This is a genomic window from Kribbella yunnanensis (assembly GCF_039529655.1).
GTDB lineage: Bacteria > Actinomycetota > Actinomycetes > Propionibacteriales > Kribbellaceae > Kribbella > Kribbella yunnanensis.
In genome coordinates, this window is the sequence record NZ_BAAANF010000023.1 from 91339 (window position 1) to 107180 (window position 15842).

Annotated in this window: 14 protein-coding genes; 11 read left to right on the forward strand and 3 right to left on the reverse strand. The window is 67.8% G+C overall.

The window, feature by feature from the left end; all coding sequences use genetic code 11:
• Positions 1 to 22: 22 nt before the first annotated feature.
• Positions 23 to 3430 (reverse strand): UvrD-helicase domain-containing protein, encoded by a 3408-nt coding sequence (locus ABD231_RS34810; RefSeq protein ID WP_344161972.1) that lies wholly within the window; start codon positions 3428 to 3430, stop codon positions 23 to 25.
• Positions 3423 to 6536 carry a PD-(D/E)XK nuclease family protein gene (locus tag ABD231_RS34815; protein ID WP_344161975.1) on the reverse strand — a complete coding sequence of 1038 codons (3114 nt, stop codon included), beginning with the start codon at positions 6534 to 6536 and terminating at the stop codon, positions 3423 to 3425. The genes ABD231_RS34810 and ABD231_RS34815 overlap by 8 nt, the downstream gene beginning before the upstream one ends.
• Positions 6537 to 6629: 93 nt before the next feature.
• On the opposite strand from ABD231_RS34815, the gene ABD231_RS34820 reads away from it, so the two are divergent.
• The 9 genes from ABD231_RS34820 (at position 6630) to ABD231_RS34860 (ending at position 13645) form a co-directional block, all read left to right on the forward strand.
• On the forward strand, positions 6630 to 6827 hold the full coding sequence (locus ABD231_RS34820) for a hypothetical protein (protein WP_344161978.1): 198 nt from the start codon (positions 6630 to 6632) through the stop codon (positions 6825 to 6827).
• 7 nt (positions 6828 to 6834) lie between these two features.
• Positions 6835 to 7230: a VOC family protein gene (locus tag ABD231_RS34825; RefSeq protein WP_344161981.1), complete on the forward strand. Its 396-nt coding sequence runs from the start codon at positions 6835 to 6837 to the stop codon at positions 7228 to 7230.
• 117 nt (positions 7231 to 7347) lie between these two features.
• Positions 7348 to 10140 carry an FtsK/SpoIIIE domain-containing protein gene (locus ABD231_RS34830; RefSeq protein ID WP_344161985.1) on the forward strand — a complete coding sequence of 931 codons (2793 nt, stop codon included), beginning with the start codon at positions 7348 to 7350 and terminating at the stop codon, positions 10138 to 10140.
• Entirely contained in the window at positions 10137 to 10814 is a 678-nt protein-coding gene (locus tag ABD231_RS34835; RefSeq protein ID WP_344161988.1) for a hypothetical protein, read from the forward strand. Before ABD231_RS34830 ends, ABD231_RS34835 begins: the two co-directional genes overlap by 4 nt.
• 17 nt (positions 10815 to 10831) lie before the next feature.
• Positions 10832 to 11092: a hypothetical protein gene (locus tag ABD231_RS34840; protein ID WP_132414728.1), complete on the forward strand. Its 261-nt coding sequence runs from the start codon at positions 10832 to 10834 to the stop codon at positions 11090 to 11092.
• Between the two features lie 6 nt (positions 11093 to 11098).
• Complete coding sequence (locus ABD231_RS34845) at positions 11099 to 12361, forward strand: hypothetical protein (RefSeq protein ID WP_344161994.1); 1263 nt, start codon at positions 11099 to 11101, stop codon at positions 12359 to 12361.
• Positions 12361 to 12846, forward strand: a complete 486-nt coding sequence (locus ABD231_RS34850; RefSeq protein ID WP_344161997.1) for a hypothetical protein — start codon at positions 12361 to 12363, stop codon at positions 12844 to 12846. The genes ABD231_RS34845 and ABD231_RS34850 overlap by 1 nt, the downstream gene beginning before the upstream one ends.
• A 215-nt stretch (positions 12847 to 13061) precedes the next feature.
• A complete protein-coding gene (locus tag ABD231_RS34855; protein WP_344162000.1) occupies positions 13062 to 13253 on the forward strand; it encodes a hypothetical protein in 192 nt (63 codons plus the stop codon).
• Between the two features lie 44 nt (positions 13254 to 13297).
• Positions 13298 to 13645 (forward strand): hypothetical protein, encoded by a 348-nt coding sequence (locus ABD231_RS34860; protein WP_344162003.1) that lies wholly within the window; start codon positions 13298 to 13300, stop codon positions 13643 to 13645.
• 102 nt (positions 13646 to 13747) lie between these two features.
• Here the strand turns inward: ABD231_RS34860 and ABD231_RS34865 are convergent, their stop codons facing one another.
• Positions 13748 to 14059 (reverse strand): hypothetical protein, encoded by a 312-nt coding sequence (locus ABD231_RS34865; RefSeq protein ID WP_344162006.1) that lies wholly within the window; start codon positions 14057 to 14059, stop codon positions 13748 to 13750.
• Between the two features lie 158 nt (positions 14060 to 14217).
• On the opposite strand from ABD231_RS34865, the gene ABD231_RS34870 reads away from it, so the two are divergent.
• Together ABD231_RS34870 and ABD231_RS34875 are read left to right on the forward strand one after the other, a co-directional pair.
• On the forward strand, positions 14218 to 15207 hold the full coding sequence (locus ABD231_RS34870; protein ID WP_344162010.1) for a Rossmann-fold NAD(P)-binding domain-containing protein: 990 nt from the start codon (positions 14218 to 14220) through the stop codon (positions 15205 to 15207).
• Positions 15208 to 15218: 11 nt separating this feature from the next.
• The gene (locus tag ABD231_RS34875; protein ID WP_344162013.1) at positions 15219 to 15710 is read left to right on the forward strand and encodes a metallophosphoesterase family protein; all 492 of its coding nucleotides are present in this window, start codon (positions 15219 to 15221) and stop codon (positions 15708 to 15710) included.
• Positions 15711 to 15842: the final 132 nt, after the last annotated feature.

A 15842-nucleotide genomic window follows, 5' to 3' on the forward strand; every position in this document is an offset into this window, starting at 1 on the left:
ACGCCGCCAAACCCGCGGTTGCCTAGGGCAACATGCGGGCCACCGCCCCAGCAGGGTTGAGGAACAGCAGGACCGGTGGGCCGGTGTTGGGCAGGATCTCTGTGTACGCCTGCAATTGCGGGGCGTAGTAGGCGACCCGGCTGTCCAACGCGGCCGCCGGTACGGCGTCGGTCTTGTAGTCCACGACCGTGAGTCGGCCGTCGTCCTCGCGGTAGATCAGGTCGACGAACCCCTCGAGGACCGTACCGTCGGGCTGCACGGTGCCGACGTACGACTCGCGCCAATGATCGCGGGCTGCCGCTCGTTGCACGACCTCTGCGGCGAGGGCCGAGCGGACCAGAGCAGTCACGACATCGGCGTACTCGAGGACACCTTCGGCGAGGCACTGGGCCGCGACGGCAGACTCGAGACCGGCACCGGTGGAAAGATCGACGACCTGCAGTACGCCGTGGACTGCGCGCCCGATCGCGGTTCCGTACCGGCCCTTCGACCAGGGTGGTAGCTCGAGATCGCGCGGAGCCTTCGTCGTACCGGGGTCCGCCTCGGCTAACGCGGGACCGGTGCCTTCGAGGCCGGAGGCGCTTCGGGCAGAAGGTCGGCGACTGGCTTGGCGAGCGGCGGTGATCTTTTCGTCCCAGTCGCGGCGAGTCATCGGCGGCGTGATCTCCGACGTCGACCGCGGATCGCGATCGGCCGCCGGCGGACCGTCGAACAGCGTGATCCCCGGGACCTCCGCAGCACCGGCGGAGGCGAAGAGCTCGGCGTTGCTTGAGTGACGGCGCGTGCCCGACCGGTGCAGCGAGATGACCAGGTGGTCGCGAGCGCGGGTCGCGGCGACGTACAGGAGGCGGCGGCGCTCGAAGTCGTCCATCTGTTCGTCGACGGGCTGGACGAGATCGAAGTCCTCGGTCTGCACCGACGCTTTGAGCTTCACCGCATAACCGCCGTCCGGCGGCCAAAGCACCTGCACACCGCGCTGACGGTTCGGCGCGGCGGTCATGCCGGACAGGATGACAATCGGGAACTCGAGCCCCTTCGCGGCGTGGATCGTCATCACCCGCACGGCGTCCGCATCGGTCTCAGGTAGAACGGCCTCGGCGACGCGCGACGTCTCCTCGCCCTGGTGCGCGGCCCAAGCGAGGTACGAGCGGAGACCGCCGTGCTCAACCTCGGACCAGGCGCGCGCCTGATCGACCACGAACCTGATGCGGCGCCACGTGTCGCGAGCGCGCGGCCCGATGGCCGCGACCTCGAGCATGCGGCGATCGGCGACGATCTTGGCGAGCACCTCGCTCGGTGTGAGCCAGCGCGAGGCATAGTACGTGCGACGCAACCAGTCCATGGCCTCGCCGATGGGATGGGTCAGCAAGTCGTCCGCAACAGGCGCGGTCAGCGTAAACGAACCGCCCGACCGCTTCCAGGTGAACAGATCGTCGTCGCCACAACCAAAGAGCGGCGAACGCAAGGTGGTGACCAGCGCGAGCTGATCGCTCGGGTCGCCAAGCGCACGGGCGCAAGCGAGCAGGTCACGGACCTCGGCGGTCTGATAGACCAGCGAGCTGGCTTCAGCCCGGTAAGGGATGTCCGCGCGATCCAACGCATCCTCGAGAAACGGCAGCGACGTCCGCGCAGGAACCAGTACGGCGATGTCCCCGGCCGCTGCCGGTCGCCAGGCCGACGTGCGCTCGTCGTACACGAGCCAGCCGTCGCGGAGCGCCTGCTCGACGGTCGCCGCGACATCGGACGCCTCGCGCTCGCGCAGAACCGAGGCCTGAGCGCGCGGCAGGTCGTCATGCGGGACCGCACCGAGGACAGTGACGGCGGGACCAGAGACAGAGTCGTCGTACGGCGTTGGCTCGGGCTCGGCCGGCGTGGTGTCGCCCGAGCGTCGGAAGGGCAGCACCGTGGCCAACGCAGGCTCCGACGGCTCCGAGGAGTCCAGGAAGTCGAAGAGAGTGAGCTCATCGTCGGAATCCCGGGTGACGTTGGAAGGGAGCGGACCGGGTGGCGGAGGCGGGGCAGTGGTCGGCGTAGTCGTGCGGTGTGGCGTCAGTGCGTGGTACGTCGGCTGGGCCGCATCCTGAGCCTGGATCAGCGTCATGAAGACGTGGTTGATCCAGTCGAGAACAGGCGGCACCGTGCGGAAGTTGGTGGTCAGCGTGACGGTCTCGCCGAGCAGGTCCTGCGCGGTCAGATACGTCGCGATGTTGGCCCGGCGGAACCGGTAGATCGACTGTTTGGGGTCGCCCACCACGAACAGCCGCCCGTCCGGAACCTCAACGTCCTGCCAATCCGACGCGTCACCGTCGGCGCCGGCCGCGATCCGCACCGCGAGCTCGATCTGGATCGGATCGGTGTCCTGGAACTCGTCCAGCAGCAGCCGTTCGTACCGCTCGTGCAGCGCCGACCGAACCGCGGCATCCCGCCGGAGCAGGTTGCGCGCGAGCACCAGCAGGTCGTGGAACTCCAGTCGCCCCTCGGCCCGCCGTACCTCGGCCGACTCCAGCACCCGCTCCGCGATCCAGTGCGAAAGATGCCTAAGGCAAGCATCGAGGAGCAGCTCGACGAGCGACCCCGCCACCTCGACGACCTCGGTGCAGTCACCGCGCACCTTGGTGATGTCGGGCCAGTTCTCTTTGCGGCCGATCCGGCCGATCTTCAACCCACGCAGCGTCTGCAGCACGGCGAGCTGCGTCTCCTGATCGGTCGCCGCGTCCAGCATCAACCCAAGCTCGCGGATCTGGTGCAGCTTCGGCAGCAACCGATCCTCGGCATCCAGGCAGGACGAGGCGGCCGCGCCGAGCTGGGCGGCGGCAGCGACCAGCCCGGTCAGATCCGGCATCGCGACGAGCTCCGGCGGATCGACCAGGACGCGTTCACCGATGAGGTCCCAGTCGTTGCCGAACAACCTGGCCAGCGATCGCAGGTGCTTCAGCTCAACCCCGACCGCCATCGCGAGCAGCAGCGGCTCGGCGATCGAGTCGTCATCCAGGAGTTGCTGCTGCAGCTCGGCCCAACGCTCCTCGAACGCGACCGACGACCCAACCTCATCCAGTACGTCGATCAGCGGCGGCAGCCCGGCCTCGATCGGATGGGCCAACAGCAGTTGCTGCGCGAACGCATGCAGCGTCCCGATCGAGGCCGAATCCAGATCGTCGAGCGCCTCGTCCGCGAGCGGTCCGGCCGGCCCCTTCCGCGCCTTCTCGAACTCGACCCGCAGCCGGTCCCGCAGCTCCGCGCCGGCCTTCTCGGTGAATGTCACGGCGGCGATCGTCCGCAGTGGGACGCCGTCGCGCAGGACGAGCGTGGTCACGCGGTCGACCAGCGCATGCGTCTTCCCGGATCCAGCCCCAGCCTCCACGAACAGCGTCGCGTCGGTGTCGGTCTTGATCCGCTCGCGGGCAGGCCCATCGAGCAGTTGCTCACTCATCGCCCGCCTCCTCGTAGACCACCGGGTCGATCAGTCGCACCAGCCGCTCCAGCGTCGGGTCATGCCGCTTCCGATCCCAACGCGCCCGCACCTCGCTGTGCCCGAGCCCATCCGGGTTGCAGTACGAGCATTGCACCCACAAGAAGTCCGGGATCTCGGGCGCCTTCGGCGGGAACAGCCCACCGGCGATCGACGACACGATCACGTCCAACGTTTCGACGTACCGGGCCTCGACCTCGGGGGTGAGCGGCACCGGGATCCGTTTGCCGCCGCGCCGGACGAACCAGTACGACGCCTCGACCGGGGTATCCGGTTCGCCCAGCCGGGCGCGCGCCGCGTAGGCGTAGACCGGCAACTGGAGTTTGGTCCCACCCGCCACCGGGTCGCTCTCGATGCCTTCGTAGCGCGAGAACCCACCTGTCTTCACATCGGTGACGTAGATCGTCCCGTCGCGCCCGAGGTCCACCTTGTCGGCCGAACCCCGCAGCAGCACCCGCCCCGATGGCACCGGAATCTCCACCGGCGGCTCACCGTCGAACCCGAACCGCAGCTCGCTGGCGACCACCGACGCGTCCCGCGACGCCCGCCACCGGTCGTCGTCGGCCAGCAGCACCATCAGATCACCTAGGATCCGCAGCCGCTCCCGCTGCCACAATCGTGGATGACCAGTCAGTCCCTCCGCCTGGAACTGGTCGGCCAGATCCGCACCGATCGCCAGCAGCAACTGTCGCTGCTCAGCCGACCAGGGCTCGCCCCATGACGGCAGCGACCCGGCCAACCGGGACACGAACGCATCGAGGCTGTTGTGGATCAGATTCCCGATCTGGATTGGTGAGATGACGAGCAGATCCTCCGGCGCCTCGAGCGGTTCCACCTGAAGCAGCCGCTCGACGAAGTACGCATGCGGGCACGTCGCATACGCCTCCAACGACGTCGGGGACGCGATCCGATCCTCCACCGCATACTCCGGCAGCCCCGGTACGCCGGACAGGTCGCCGTCGAACCGGGTGAACGCCGGAGACCCGCGCCCCCGCAGCATCTCCCGAGCCCGCACGAGCACCCGGTCACTCAGCCACAGACCGGCCGCCGCGGACCGCACCTGCCACTCCTGCTCACTCGCCGGCATGGTTGCCGTCGTCAACGATCCCGCGTACGACGCCGAGGTCCGGAGCCGATCGCCGTACGCGCCCTGGTCCCAGGCGGTCGCGGCGAGCGCGTGGTTGCCACTCAGCTCCCGCATCGAGCCCAGCAACCAACGAGTCGGCAACCGGCGCGACGAGCGCCGCAGGTCGCCGCGCGGGAAGGAAGCCACCACCTTCTTTGCACCGGCCGAGAACGCGACCAGGAGATGCCGTTGCTTCTCGTCCAGCCGATCCCGGAACGACGCCAACTCCGGAGCTGCCGCCTCCCGAACGCGATGCGGTAGCAGTGCATCCTCGTGCACGCGCCCCGGATACAGGTCCTCCGACAGCCCAACGACGTACACGATGTCGGCGGCCAACCCGACACTCGCCGACAAAGGAGCAACCAGTACGCCGGTGCCGAACGTCCCGACCCGCGGCAACGACTGCTGCAACTCCAGATCCAGTACGTCGCGCAGCACCGCCAGACTCGCTGGTGTCCCGAGCTCGTCCAACGTGGACAGCCCGCGCAACGACCCTTCCACGGCCGCGGCGGCGTACTGCTCCTCGATCGGTAGGGACGAGTAGTCATCGCCGAGCAGATCCTGGAAGAGCTCAAGAACTCCCGCGGCCAGCGCAGACCAGCTCTCCAGACCTGCGATCGCCTTCAGCCGACGCCGTAGCTCGGAGGCGAAACCGTGCAGCCGCTCAGCCCGCTCGGCGTTGGCGATGGCACGGCGGATCGCAGCAGGTCGCGGATCTTCGGCCGCCTCCTCCTGATCGGCCGTCCGGCGCTCCGACTCCGCATACCGCGCCAGGCGGGTGTCCCAGTCGTCCCCACGCACCACACCGGCCGCGCGCGACATCCGCTCCCACTGCGGCACCGGGATGCGCTCGCCGGTGAAGTCCTGGGTCGGTGCGTTCGCCAGTGCGCGGAACACGTCGGCCCGGGGCAGATCCTGGTCGACGAGCGCGAGCACCTCGAGCAGGGTCCGCGCGATCGCCCGCTCGTGCACCGGCCTGGTCCCCGGCCCGTTGACGGCGATCCCCGCGGCCGCGAGGTGCTCGTGCAGCAAACGCGCGTACGGCGTGATGGCCGAATACAGCACGGCGATCCGGTGCGCCGGAGTCTTCTTCAGCGACTCGACCACGTCCCGCACGACACAGCGGATCTCGTCGTCGGCGTCGGACGCGTTGAGGATTTCGGTCGCGACCGGATAGTTCCGCGAGATCGACATCGGCAGGTCGAGCCCGATCCGCTCCAGCGAACGACGCACGGCCCGGTCGGCTCGCCGTACGTCGGTGAGTCCGACGATCACCGTCAGATCGGCCGCGGCGGCCCCGAGCGCCTCGACGAAAGCGGCCTCGGCCTGGGTGAGCTCCTGTGGGAGGTAGAGCACAAGCGCGCCGAGCTCGCGGACGATCGCCGGCTCCGCATCGACGCGGGCCGACGCAGCCCGCAGCAGATCGGTCTCGTCGTACCAATCGGTGCCGAGATCGGACCTGATCTGGCGATGTAGCCGAACGAGATCCGGGCCGAGCACCGAAGCGCCGGCGACCTTGCTCAACGCGGGCTCGGACAGATCACGCAGCTCACGATGGGCTGAGGCAAGCGCTTGGATAGTGGACGGATGGTCGGCGACATCCTCGAAGATGCCCGGTGCCTTGGACAATGCGGTCCGCCAGGTCGCCGCGACGATCGGGCGCGTGGCCGGCCGGCGCGGTGACAACACACTCGCCGCGAGTTGCTCGGCCAACCGCTCGAGAGTCGCCAGGAACAACCCCGCGATCCCGGTCGTGGCGAGCTGCCGGCGGGCGACGACACCGGCCAGGTTGTTGGGTAGGAGCAGGGTGACAGGGGTCATCGGATCGTCGGCCTTGAGCCGCGTCACGACGGCATGCAGGCGGTCCAGGGCGGCCGCGCCGTACGCCGTACTCTCGATCCGGGTGGTATTCACCACGTCCCCCGATCTCTCGACTGTCACCGCAGACGGTAGACCCTGCCACGGACAAGTTTCGAAACGGCGCGAAACGCAGGAGTTTCTGCAGGGTTCGCAGCAGGCTCCGACAATGAAGAGATGACCAGGCAGACGGCGATCGCGCGGGTGCTGATGGTGGCTGTCTTCGCACCGTCCGGCGGCCTGTCCGGCAAGGGCGTCGCCGAGGCCGCACAGGGCCGGGAGTGGTGGCCGTGGATGGTCGCGGCGCTGGTCTGGCTGATCGTGTCGGGGTCGATCTCGATGGCCGTGACGAACCATTTCGACGAGCACAGATAATGCTCCGATGGTCGCTGCAGTGCATCACGTCGAGATCTGGGTCCCGGACCTGACACGAGCCCAGAGCAGCTGGGGCTGGGTCCTGAATCGGTTGGGCTGGAAGGACGGTGACGGCTGGCCCGGCGGGATGACCTGGATCGCCCCCGACGGCAGTTACGTCGTGGTCGAACAGAGCCCCGCGATGTCGGCCGACGTCCACGACCGGCTCCGCCCCGGCATGAACCACCTGGCGCTGAACGCCGCCTCCCGCGCCGAGGTGGACGCGATCGTCGCCGAGTCAGCCGCGAACGGCTGGACGCTGATGTTCGCGGACCGGCATCCGTATGCCGGTGGGCCGCAGCATTACGCCGCGTTCCTGCACAACGAGGACGGGTACGAGCTGGAGCTCGTCGCCCCCAACTGAGGCCGCGTGACTGATGCGTGAGACTACTGATGCCTGGAGTGACCACTGGGACTACTGGTGTGACACAGTTGGTCCAGGCAGTAGGGGTCGCGGGGCAGAGGTGGAAGGACGGTGCTCGTGACGGAGAAGCCTGACGGGGAAAGTGCGCCCGGACCGGCCTCGGCGCGAGAGTCAGAAGCAGCACGGCAGAACGATCCGGCACCGGAGTTGCTGGAAGCGCGCATCCGTGGTCTCCAGCACGCATTGGGGCAGTTGCTGGAGCATGCGCGTCGGCTGACCCAGGGCGAACACCAGCGTGCTGTGCAGCAGCATCGGCAGCTCCAGGAGCAGACCGCGATCGCGCGGCGCGAGTCCCGGGCACAGGTCGATGCCAAGACGGCTGAGGCGCTGACTGAGGCCGAGCCGGCCGCACGGCTGCTCGCGCACCGCCTCGCGCCCGGACTGGCCTCCATCCCGCCGAATGACGCGCGCTGGCGTTCGCGGCAACTCGTGGGCGCGGGAGCACCGCCGTACATCCGGGTGGGTGAGCTGGACGGCGGCGTACCGGTCGCCGTACCGCTGCTGCGGACCAACGGGTGGAAGGTGACCGCGGACCGCAACGAGTCCGCGCGCAGACTGCTGCAGAGCGTCGCGCTGCGGCTGGTCGCGGCGGCCGAGCCGTTCCGGCTGCGGATCGACGCATTCGACCCGAAGCTGACCGGCACCATGGGGCTGCTCGGCCATCTGACCACCAAGTACCCACAGTTGGTGCCTAGGGCAACGCACACTGCGGAGCAGCTGCACTCAGTGCTGTCCGGGCTGGTCGATGTGTCGTCGCTGCGCGCCAGTAGGCAGGCGCAGCTCGGTCATAAGCGGTTCGAGGACCTGATCCGGGAGACCGGTCGCGTGACCGATCCGTACCGGCTCGTCGTCCTCTTCGACTACCCCTCTGGCATCGACCAGCTGGCCCAGCGCGACCTGCTGCGGCTCGCTGCGACAGCAGGTGAGCGGGGCATCTGCTTCCTCGTCCACCACGACCCGTCGTCCCCAGCCGAGAGCGACGTCGACACGAAGCAACTGCTCGACCTGCTCGACGCAGTGGTGGTCACTGGCGACAGAGTCGAGGCCGCAACGCTGCCAGGAGTACCGGCCAAGCTGGACCCGGCCTTCGATGCGAACGTTGCCGCTGGCATCTGTGACGTCGTGGCCGAACTGGCGGAGATCGCAGTCCTGCCGACCATCGACTTCGACCGGACGCTGCCGGACCGCTCGACCTGGTGGCAGCCGGTCACGGACGAGATCGGCACAGTCATTGGGTACGACGATCGCACGCCCGCGCTGGTGCGGTTGCGCAGCGGCAACCCGGCGCTGCCGCATGTCCTGGTCGGTGGTGCGGTCGGTCAGGGCAAGTCGAACCTGCTACTGGTGCTGATCCACGGACTGGCCGCGCGCTACGACCCGGTCGACCTGCAGATGTACCTGCTCGACTTCAAACACGGTGTGGAGTTCTCTGCGCTCGGTCCGGCCGGAGAGCGTGAGCACTGGCTGCCCCACGTGCGGGTGCTCGGTATCCACAGTGACCGGGCGTTCGGTCTCGCCGTACTGCGGCATCTGTCGGATGAGCTGGCGCGGCGCAGCGAAATCTTCAAGTCGCACGGCAACGTGGCGGACATCGCAGAGCTGGCTCCCGGACCGGACCGACCGCCGCGGATCCTGGTGGTGCTGGACGAGTTCCAGGTGCTGCTGGAAGACGACGACGAGCTGGCGGACGAGGCGGCCAAGCTGCTGGAGCGGTTGGTGCGACTAGGACGCGCGTACGGCGTTCACGTCGTACTGGCGACTCAGACGATCGAGGGGGTCAAGCGGCTGTCGACGCGGCGAGACTCGATCTTCGGACAGGTGCCGTACCGGATCGCTCTGAAGACCACTCCGGCTGATTCACAGGCGATTCTGCGCAGTGGGAACACTGCGGCGGCTGAGCTGCAGTTCCGCGGTGAAGCGGTGCTGAACGCGAACTTCGGCTCACCAGATGACAACCAGCATGTGCTGGTCAGCTTTGCGGACAAGTCCGTGCTGGACGACCTGCGACGTGAGCTGTGGCAACGAGCCGGTACGGCGGTGCATCCGCCGCGGGTGTTCCACTTGGCGGAGCCAGCACGGTTGACGGACACGGCCGCTGCGGTGAAGCCGGAGCTCGGACGACCGTGGACCGGTCTGCCGATCGCAGTGACCGAGGAGCCGGTGCAGGTGGAGGTCCGGCCCGAGCCGGGAGCCGGCGTACTGGTTCTGGGCGACGGTCCGGCGGACGCGCTCGGCGTACTGAGCGGGCTGGCGTTGTCGACGGCTGGGGCTGCGGTGGAACCGCCGCGGTTCATCTTCATGGACGGGACTGACTCGTCGCCCGCTGTTGCGGACGGCAAGGGTGCGCTGATCCATGCGCTGCGGTCGCTCGGATGTGACGTGGAGACCATCGACAAGCACGACGAGATCGCGCCCCGGCTGTTCACACTGCGGAACGCACTACGGGACGGACAGGTCAGCGGTCAGACGTATCTGCTCGGTTTTGGCTTCCACGGAGTGCCGCGGATGCAGCTGCATGCGGAGGGGTTCTTCGAGAGCCCGGCCAACGCGCTGCAGGACATCGTGCGCGACGGTCCGGCGCAGGGACTCATCACCTTCGGCTGGTGGAACAGACTGCACGTCTGCACCGAACACCTCGGCTACGGCCGGGCAAACGTCGCCACGCACCTGTTTTTGCGGCATCCGCAGGACGGTGTGCGTGCGGTGTGCGGTCCGCTGGTTCGGTGGGCTTCGGAACCACACCGCGGGTTGCTGTGGGACGGACTGCATCCGGAGGCGCAGGTCGTCGTACCGTTCGCCGCGCTGCGGTCTGACGAGGTAGAGCGTGCAGTGGAGTTGGTGCGGCGATGAAGACGGAACAGCAGCAGTGGTCCGAGTACGCGCGCGCCTTGAGGATCGTCGCAGGCGCCCGTACGGACGCGCAGCAGGCGCAGGACCGGTTGACCGCCACCAAGTCCCGTGCGGAGGCCGCTGCGCAGGCCGAGGCCGCTGCGATGGCAGAGCGCGGCCGGCAGGTCGAGGAGCGGCTGAACGCGCTAGCTGAGAAGGCTGCGGTCAGTCTGCAGCGCGCCGGGCTGCCTGCTGACGGGCGGCGAGTGAACATCCCGTCCCCGGAGATCCGCGGTCTGACTGACCTGGAATCGGCAGCTGCTCGGCTGACCAAGCAGTTGGGCGAGGCGGTCGACCAGCTCGAGGAAGTCCGAGCACAGGGGCGTGCGCTCCAGGAGCGACGCAAACGACGTACGATCAGCGCCGTCCTGACGCTGGTCGGGTTCGTGCTGGTGTGGATCCTCACGGGCTCGTTCCTGGCCGGTGTCGAGGCTGCGGCGATCGGTGCGGTCACCATGCTGGCCGCATCACGAGTGCTGGGGCTGCCGAGGCTGCCAGGTGCTCGATGGTGGGGATGGGGCGGTGCGGGCGTGGTCGTGGTCGCGATGGCGGCAGGGCTGCCCTGGTGGCTTGCGATCCTGGTACCGGTGGTCGTGGCCGGTACGGCGATCGTGCTGCCGAAAAAGCGCAACTGACATAGGAGTGGGTTCAGGTGTCCGACGTACAGCGGCTCAAGGAACAGCTGTTTCAGGTCTCGATGGAGGCCAAGCAGGCAGCGGGCGGGCTGGCCGGGTTCAAACTGCGGTTCACCCAGCACAGCCAGCAGGTCGAGAGCCTGATCGCTGGTACGGCGACCGGGGTGGACCGCGACATCTCGGAGATCCTGGATGCGGCCGGCAAGGCCGTGGAGCAGGCCGCGGAGGCGCTGGAGATCGCCTCGGCCGGATGCAAGAGCTACGCCGACCAGATCTGATCTCTCATGCCGTCGGACTTGCAGCGGGTGGCCCGTGGGCTGGTCGACTGCCTGGACGAAGTACCGCAGGTGCTGCTGCATCTGCAGCGGGTCGCTGTCCGGTGCCGTGAGAACGCGGCGGTAGCGGCGCAGGGTGGTGCGACTGTCGCTGCGCATCAGTTGGATGCTGCGGCACGTGCATGTGAGGCGGCCGCGCACTACCTGTCGATGGCGCCACCGAAGGCACGGGTGTGGGCCGATCGGTTGGTCGGGGGTGGGTCGGGTACGGACCGGCCGTCGTCCGACTCGGCGGACCGCAATCGCGCGACTGGTGGTACTGGTGACGTGGTCGAACGTGACACCCGCGGCCGCACCAAACGCCTCACCGCAACATTCGAGGACGTAGAAGTTGCCGAAGACAACGAACCGCCCCTGATCGAGGTCGCCCGCAAAGCCTTCGAGAAGTTCCGCAAGGACCACGAGAAGGACGACGAGCAGAACCCCAACCCCGAAGAACCCCTCGAGGTCGAGATCCTCGTCACCGAAACCGGCGAGTTCGAGATCGAAGAACGCACCGAGAAGGAAGAAAAGGAAGAGGAGAAACGCCACGAACGCCTCCTCGCCGACCACGAATTCCTGATCGACCTCGAGGAACCTATCAAAACCCTCCTCGAAGCCATGGCCGAGTCCGCTGAGCAGTCCTGGGACCACGCCATCTTCACCATCACCCCCACCACCATCGAAGCCACCTTCGACTACCCCGAACACGACAAGCCCCAACCCCCAGTCGTAGACATCAACCTCCCGCCCCTCAAGCCCGACGTACCCGACTTCGACCCAGCCTTCGACCTCCGTCCACTGACGATCGACTTCGCCCCGGGTGTGCACGATCCACACGGGCAGTTTGAACCGAAGGAGAGGCGGATTGCCGAGCGGCTCGAGGAGGAGGGCTGGCGGATCGACGCACGCCCTGAGGACAGCTCCGTCAAGGACAAGAAGAACCCGGACGCGATGTTGCGGCGCCACGCCGGCGACGAGGGCCGGATCATCGAGTTCAAGACGCTCGACCGCAACAGCACGACCGCGGTCAAACGCAGCATTCACACGGCGATCGATCAGCTTGTCACCGGCGGTGAGGTGTTCATCGATGGCCGGGTTGTCGATCTTGACGAGACCACGGCCGAGCGAGGTTTTCGACGCGCCTGCGGTCAGCCCGGCAAATCGGTGTCGGAGCCGATCCATGTCATTCTCGGTGACGGACGCTTGGTCACCTTCCTGAAGGAGCAGTGATGTCCAGCGACGACAACGTCTTCCTCGATGTAGCGGTCAACGACCTTGCTGCCTGGCTGCCTGCTGCCCTCGGCGCCAGGCACCTGACGGTCGATTGGACGACCGAGGGGCAGCATCTGTTCGCGGTGGCTGCCGAAACGGTTGACGGAGAGTTGGCGCTCCTGCTGTCTCCGAATGACTACGGGGACGTCGATCCGGAGCCGGAGGACATGTCCGGCATCGATGACTACCCGGCCGACCTACACATTCGGCTGGTCGGCAAGAAGAACGAGGAGACCCAGCAACGCGAAGGCCGGGCGATCTTCGATCGGCTCGTTGCGGCTCGGCCCGACGTACCGATGCTTCTGGTACACAACTTGTCCAGGCTCGTCGCCGCGCATCTGCCTGACGTCGGCACTCATGTCTTCGAGGAGTCCATCAGTCCTGACTACCCGGACGTGGAGACGTGGCGTCCTTGGGTGCGGGGGTGGCGCGACCGCGCCTGAGGTGTCGAACGGGTGTTCGGGTGGGTGGTTTGAAAAAGATCTGGGGAATTGCGTCATGAACCTGTGTGGGGGCCGTCACTTCCTGTGAACCCATCCCCACAGGGAAGTGGAAGTGATCGACGTGAACCGTAGGTCTTGGAAGCCGCTGATGGGAACGACCTTGACTCGCCGGGTGCATTGAGATGGCCGGCGATCCTGGTCCGCAACGGTGTCGCGTGCGGGTGTGGTTCGGGGACCACGTCGTCGCGGATTACAGTGCCGAGGCTGAGTTGGCCGAGCGGTATGCGGAGGCTATGGCGCGGCGGTTCGCTGGTTTGAAGGTGACCAGCGATCCGATTCCGGTGGCTGATCCGGGGAAGTACCGGGCGCTGCCGGGGGAGCGGTTGTGGGAGGTTGCGCCGAAATGAGCTCTCGTCGGTTTCGGCTGATTCGGCATCATGATGTTTCCGGGGTGAGCGGGACCGGGCCGGTTGCCGAGGGGGTGCAGTTCACCGACGGGGCGGTGGCGCTGCGGTGGTACGGCGATTATCCGACCACGACTGTGTGGGACGGGATCGAGTCCGTTGTCGCGATCCACGGGCATGGCGGGGCTACTGAGGTCGAGTGGCTTGATGACGAGTCGGGGCCTGATCCGGGGCCGGCGTTGCCGCCGCGGGAGACGCTGGCGGCGCGACCTTGGCCGGATCTGCACTCTGCGCCTGAGCCTGAGGACCCTGACCCCTTGCACCACGAGCGCGACCAGGGCTCGTACGGCGGTGCGCCGCCGGGCAGCTGGTCGTCGTACCGCGTCTTTCGCTGAACCCACTAGCGAGTCCGGGTCCGGCGCCGCGGATCCGGGCCGGTACCACCGCCCCCCAGTCTCGGGCCCAGCCGAATGCGAGTCCGGCTGGGCCCGAGCCCTTCAGCTGAAGTTGGCGTCGCGGACGATGTCGAGGTCGTAGAACGTCGTCGGACCGTCGCACAGCTCCATCAGGCCGGCGGCGAATTCGCCGGTGTCGGAACGGGCCGAGTTCTCCATCGCTTCCTCGTACGACGCGAACTCGACGACCGCGAAGTAGCGTCCGGACTCGTTGCGGTCCGAACACATGATGGAGCGGATCGGGCGCGGACCGTCGCCGCCCGCTTCGCGCTTTGCCTGGTAGTCATCGGCCAGTGCCGCAACCTCGTCCGGTTTCGAGGTCCGGTACTCGATGATCTGAACGAAACCAGCCATGTCTCCCCCTTGCCCAAGGCACCCGTTCTCGGATGCCGCTCACTGCCGACACTGCGCCCGGATCGGGCCGTCGGCAAGGGTTCGGGCCTTACGGCATGCTTTCTGCCCTCGGCTAAGGCACTTGGGAATTGTCGGCGGGGCCTGATTGGCTTACCTGCATGGAGATTCTGATCCTTGGCGGGACGGCATGGCTGGGGCGTGAGCTCGCGACGCAGGCGCTGGCGCGTGGGCATTCGGTGACCTGTGTGGCACGGGGTGAGAGCGGCGGGGTGGCCGAGGGGGCGGAGTTGGTGGCCGTCGACCGGAGCCTTCCGGACGCGTACGACGCGGTGCCGGCGCGCGAGTGGGATGCCGTCTTCGAGGTGTCCTGGCAGCCGGGGTTCGTGCGCGGGGCGCTGGCGGCGTTCGGGCCGCGGGCGAAGCACTGGACGTATGTGTCCTCGGTGAACGTGTACGAGAAGTTCGATACGCCGGGAGCAGATGAGAGCGCGGCGTTACGGGCGCCCTCCGAGAGTGACGTCGTCGAGCGGGAGCAGTACGGCGAAGCGAAGGTGGCCTGCGAGTTCGCATCGGTTGACGCGGTCGGGGATCGCCTGGTGATCGCGCGGGCGGGGCTGATCGGTGGGCCGGGTGACCAGAGTGATCGGTCCGGGGCATGGGTGGCGCGAGCCGCGCTGGAGCCGTCGGAGCCGCTGCTGGTCCCGGATTCACCAGACCTGCCCACCGCGGTGATCGATGTGCGTGATCTCGCCGCGTGGTTGCTGGACTGCGCCACCGAGGGGCGCACCGGCACGTTCGATACCCGCGGACCGGTCGTGCCGTTCGGTGAGTGGATCGAGCTTGCGCGGGAGGTCGGCGGTCACACCGGCCCCGTAGTCCTCGCGAAGCCGGAGTGGCTGGAGGAGCGGAAGGTCGAGCAGTACATGGGGCCCGAGTCGCTCACGATGTGGATGACCGACCCCGAGTACGCCGGTTGGTCCTGCCGGAGCGGGGTTGCGGCGGAAGCGGCCGGGCTGGTGCATCGGCCGCGACGGGAGTTCCTGGCCGACGCGCTCGCCTGGGAGCGCGAGTTGGGTCTGGACCGGGAGCGTCGCGCCGGTCTGAGCCTCGGCCGGGAGAAGGAGTTGATCGCGGCGCTGGAGGAGTAGAAGGTGTGGGGATGCGCCTGGTGCTGATTTCGGACACTCACCTGCCCGTGCGGGCGAAGCGGCTGCCTGATGCGGTGTGGGACGCGATCGATGCAGCTGATGTGGTGATTCACGCCGGTGACTGGGTGAACGTCGCGCTGCTCGACGAGCTGGAGGAGCGGGCCGCCAGATTGATCGGCTGCTGGGGTAACAACGACGGTCCCGAGCTACGCGCCCGGCTGCCGGAGGTCGCCCGGGTGACGCTCGACGGGCTGTCCGTGGCAGTCGTGCATGAGACCGGCGCGTCGAAGGGCCGCGAGGAGCGGTGCGAGCGGGCTTACCCGGGAGTAGACCTGCTCGTCTTCGGGCACAGCCACATCCCCTGGGACACCACGGCTCCAGGCGGGCTGCGGCTGTTGAATCCGGGATCACCCACGGACCGGCGCCGGCAGCCGTACTGCACGTTTCAAACGGCCACGATCACGGCCGGTCGGCTAGAAGAAGTTGCCCTACACAACCTTTAGCCGAAACGCGTGGTCAGGACGTGATCCCAGGCCCGGCGTAGGATCTGGACATGGCTTCGGCCGGGCGCGGAGGGGTGTCGCCGTACCACCGAGTTACGGCGTCCTCGCGCCCGGCCGATCGTCGTACCGGGT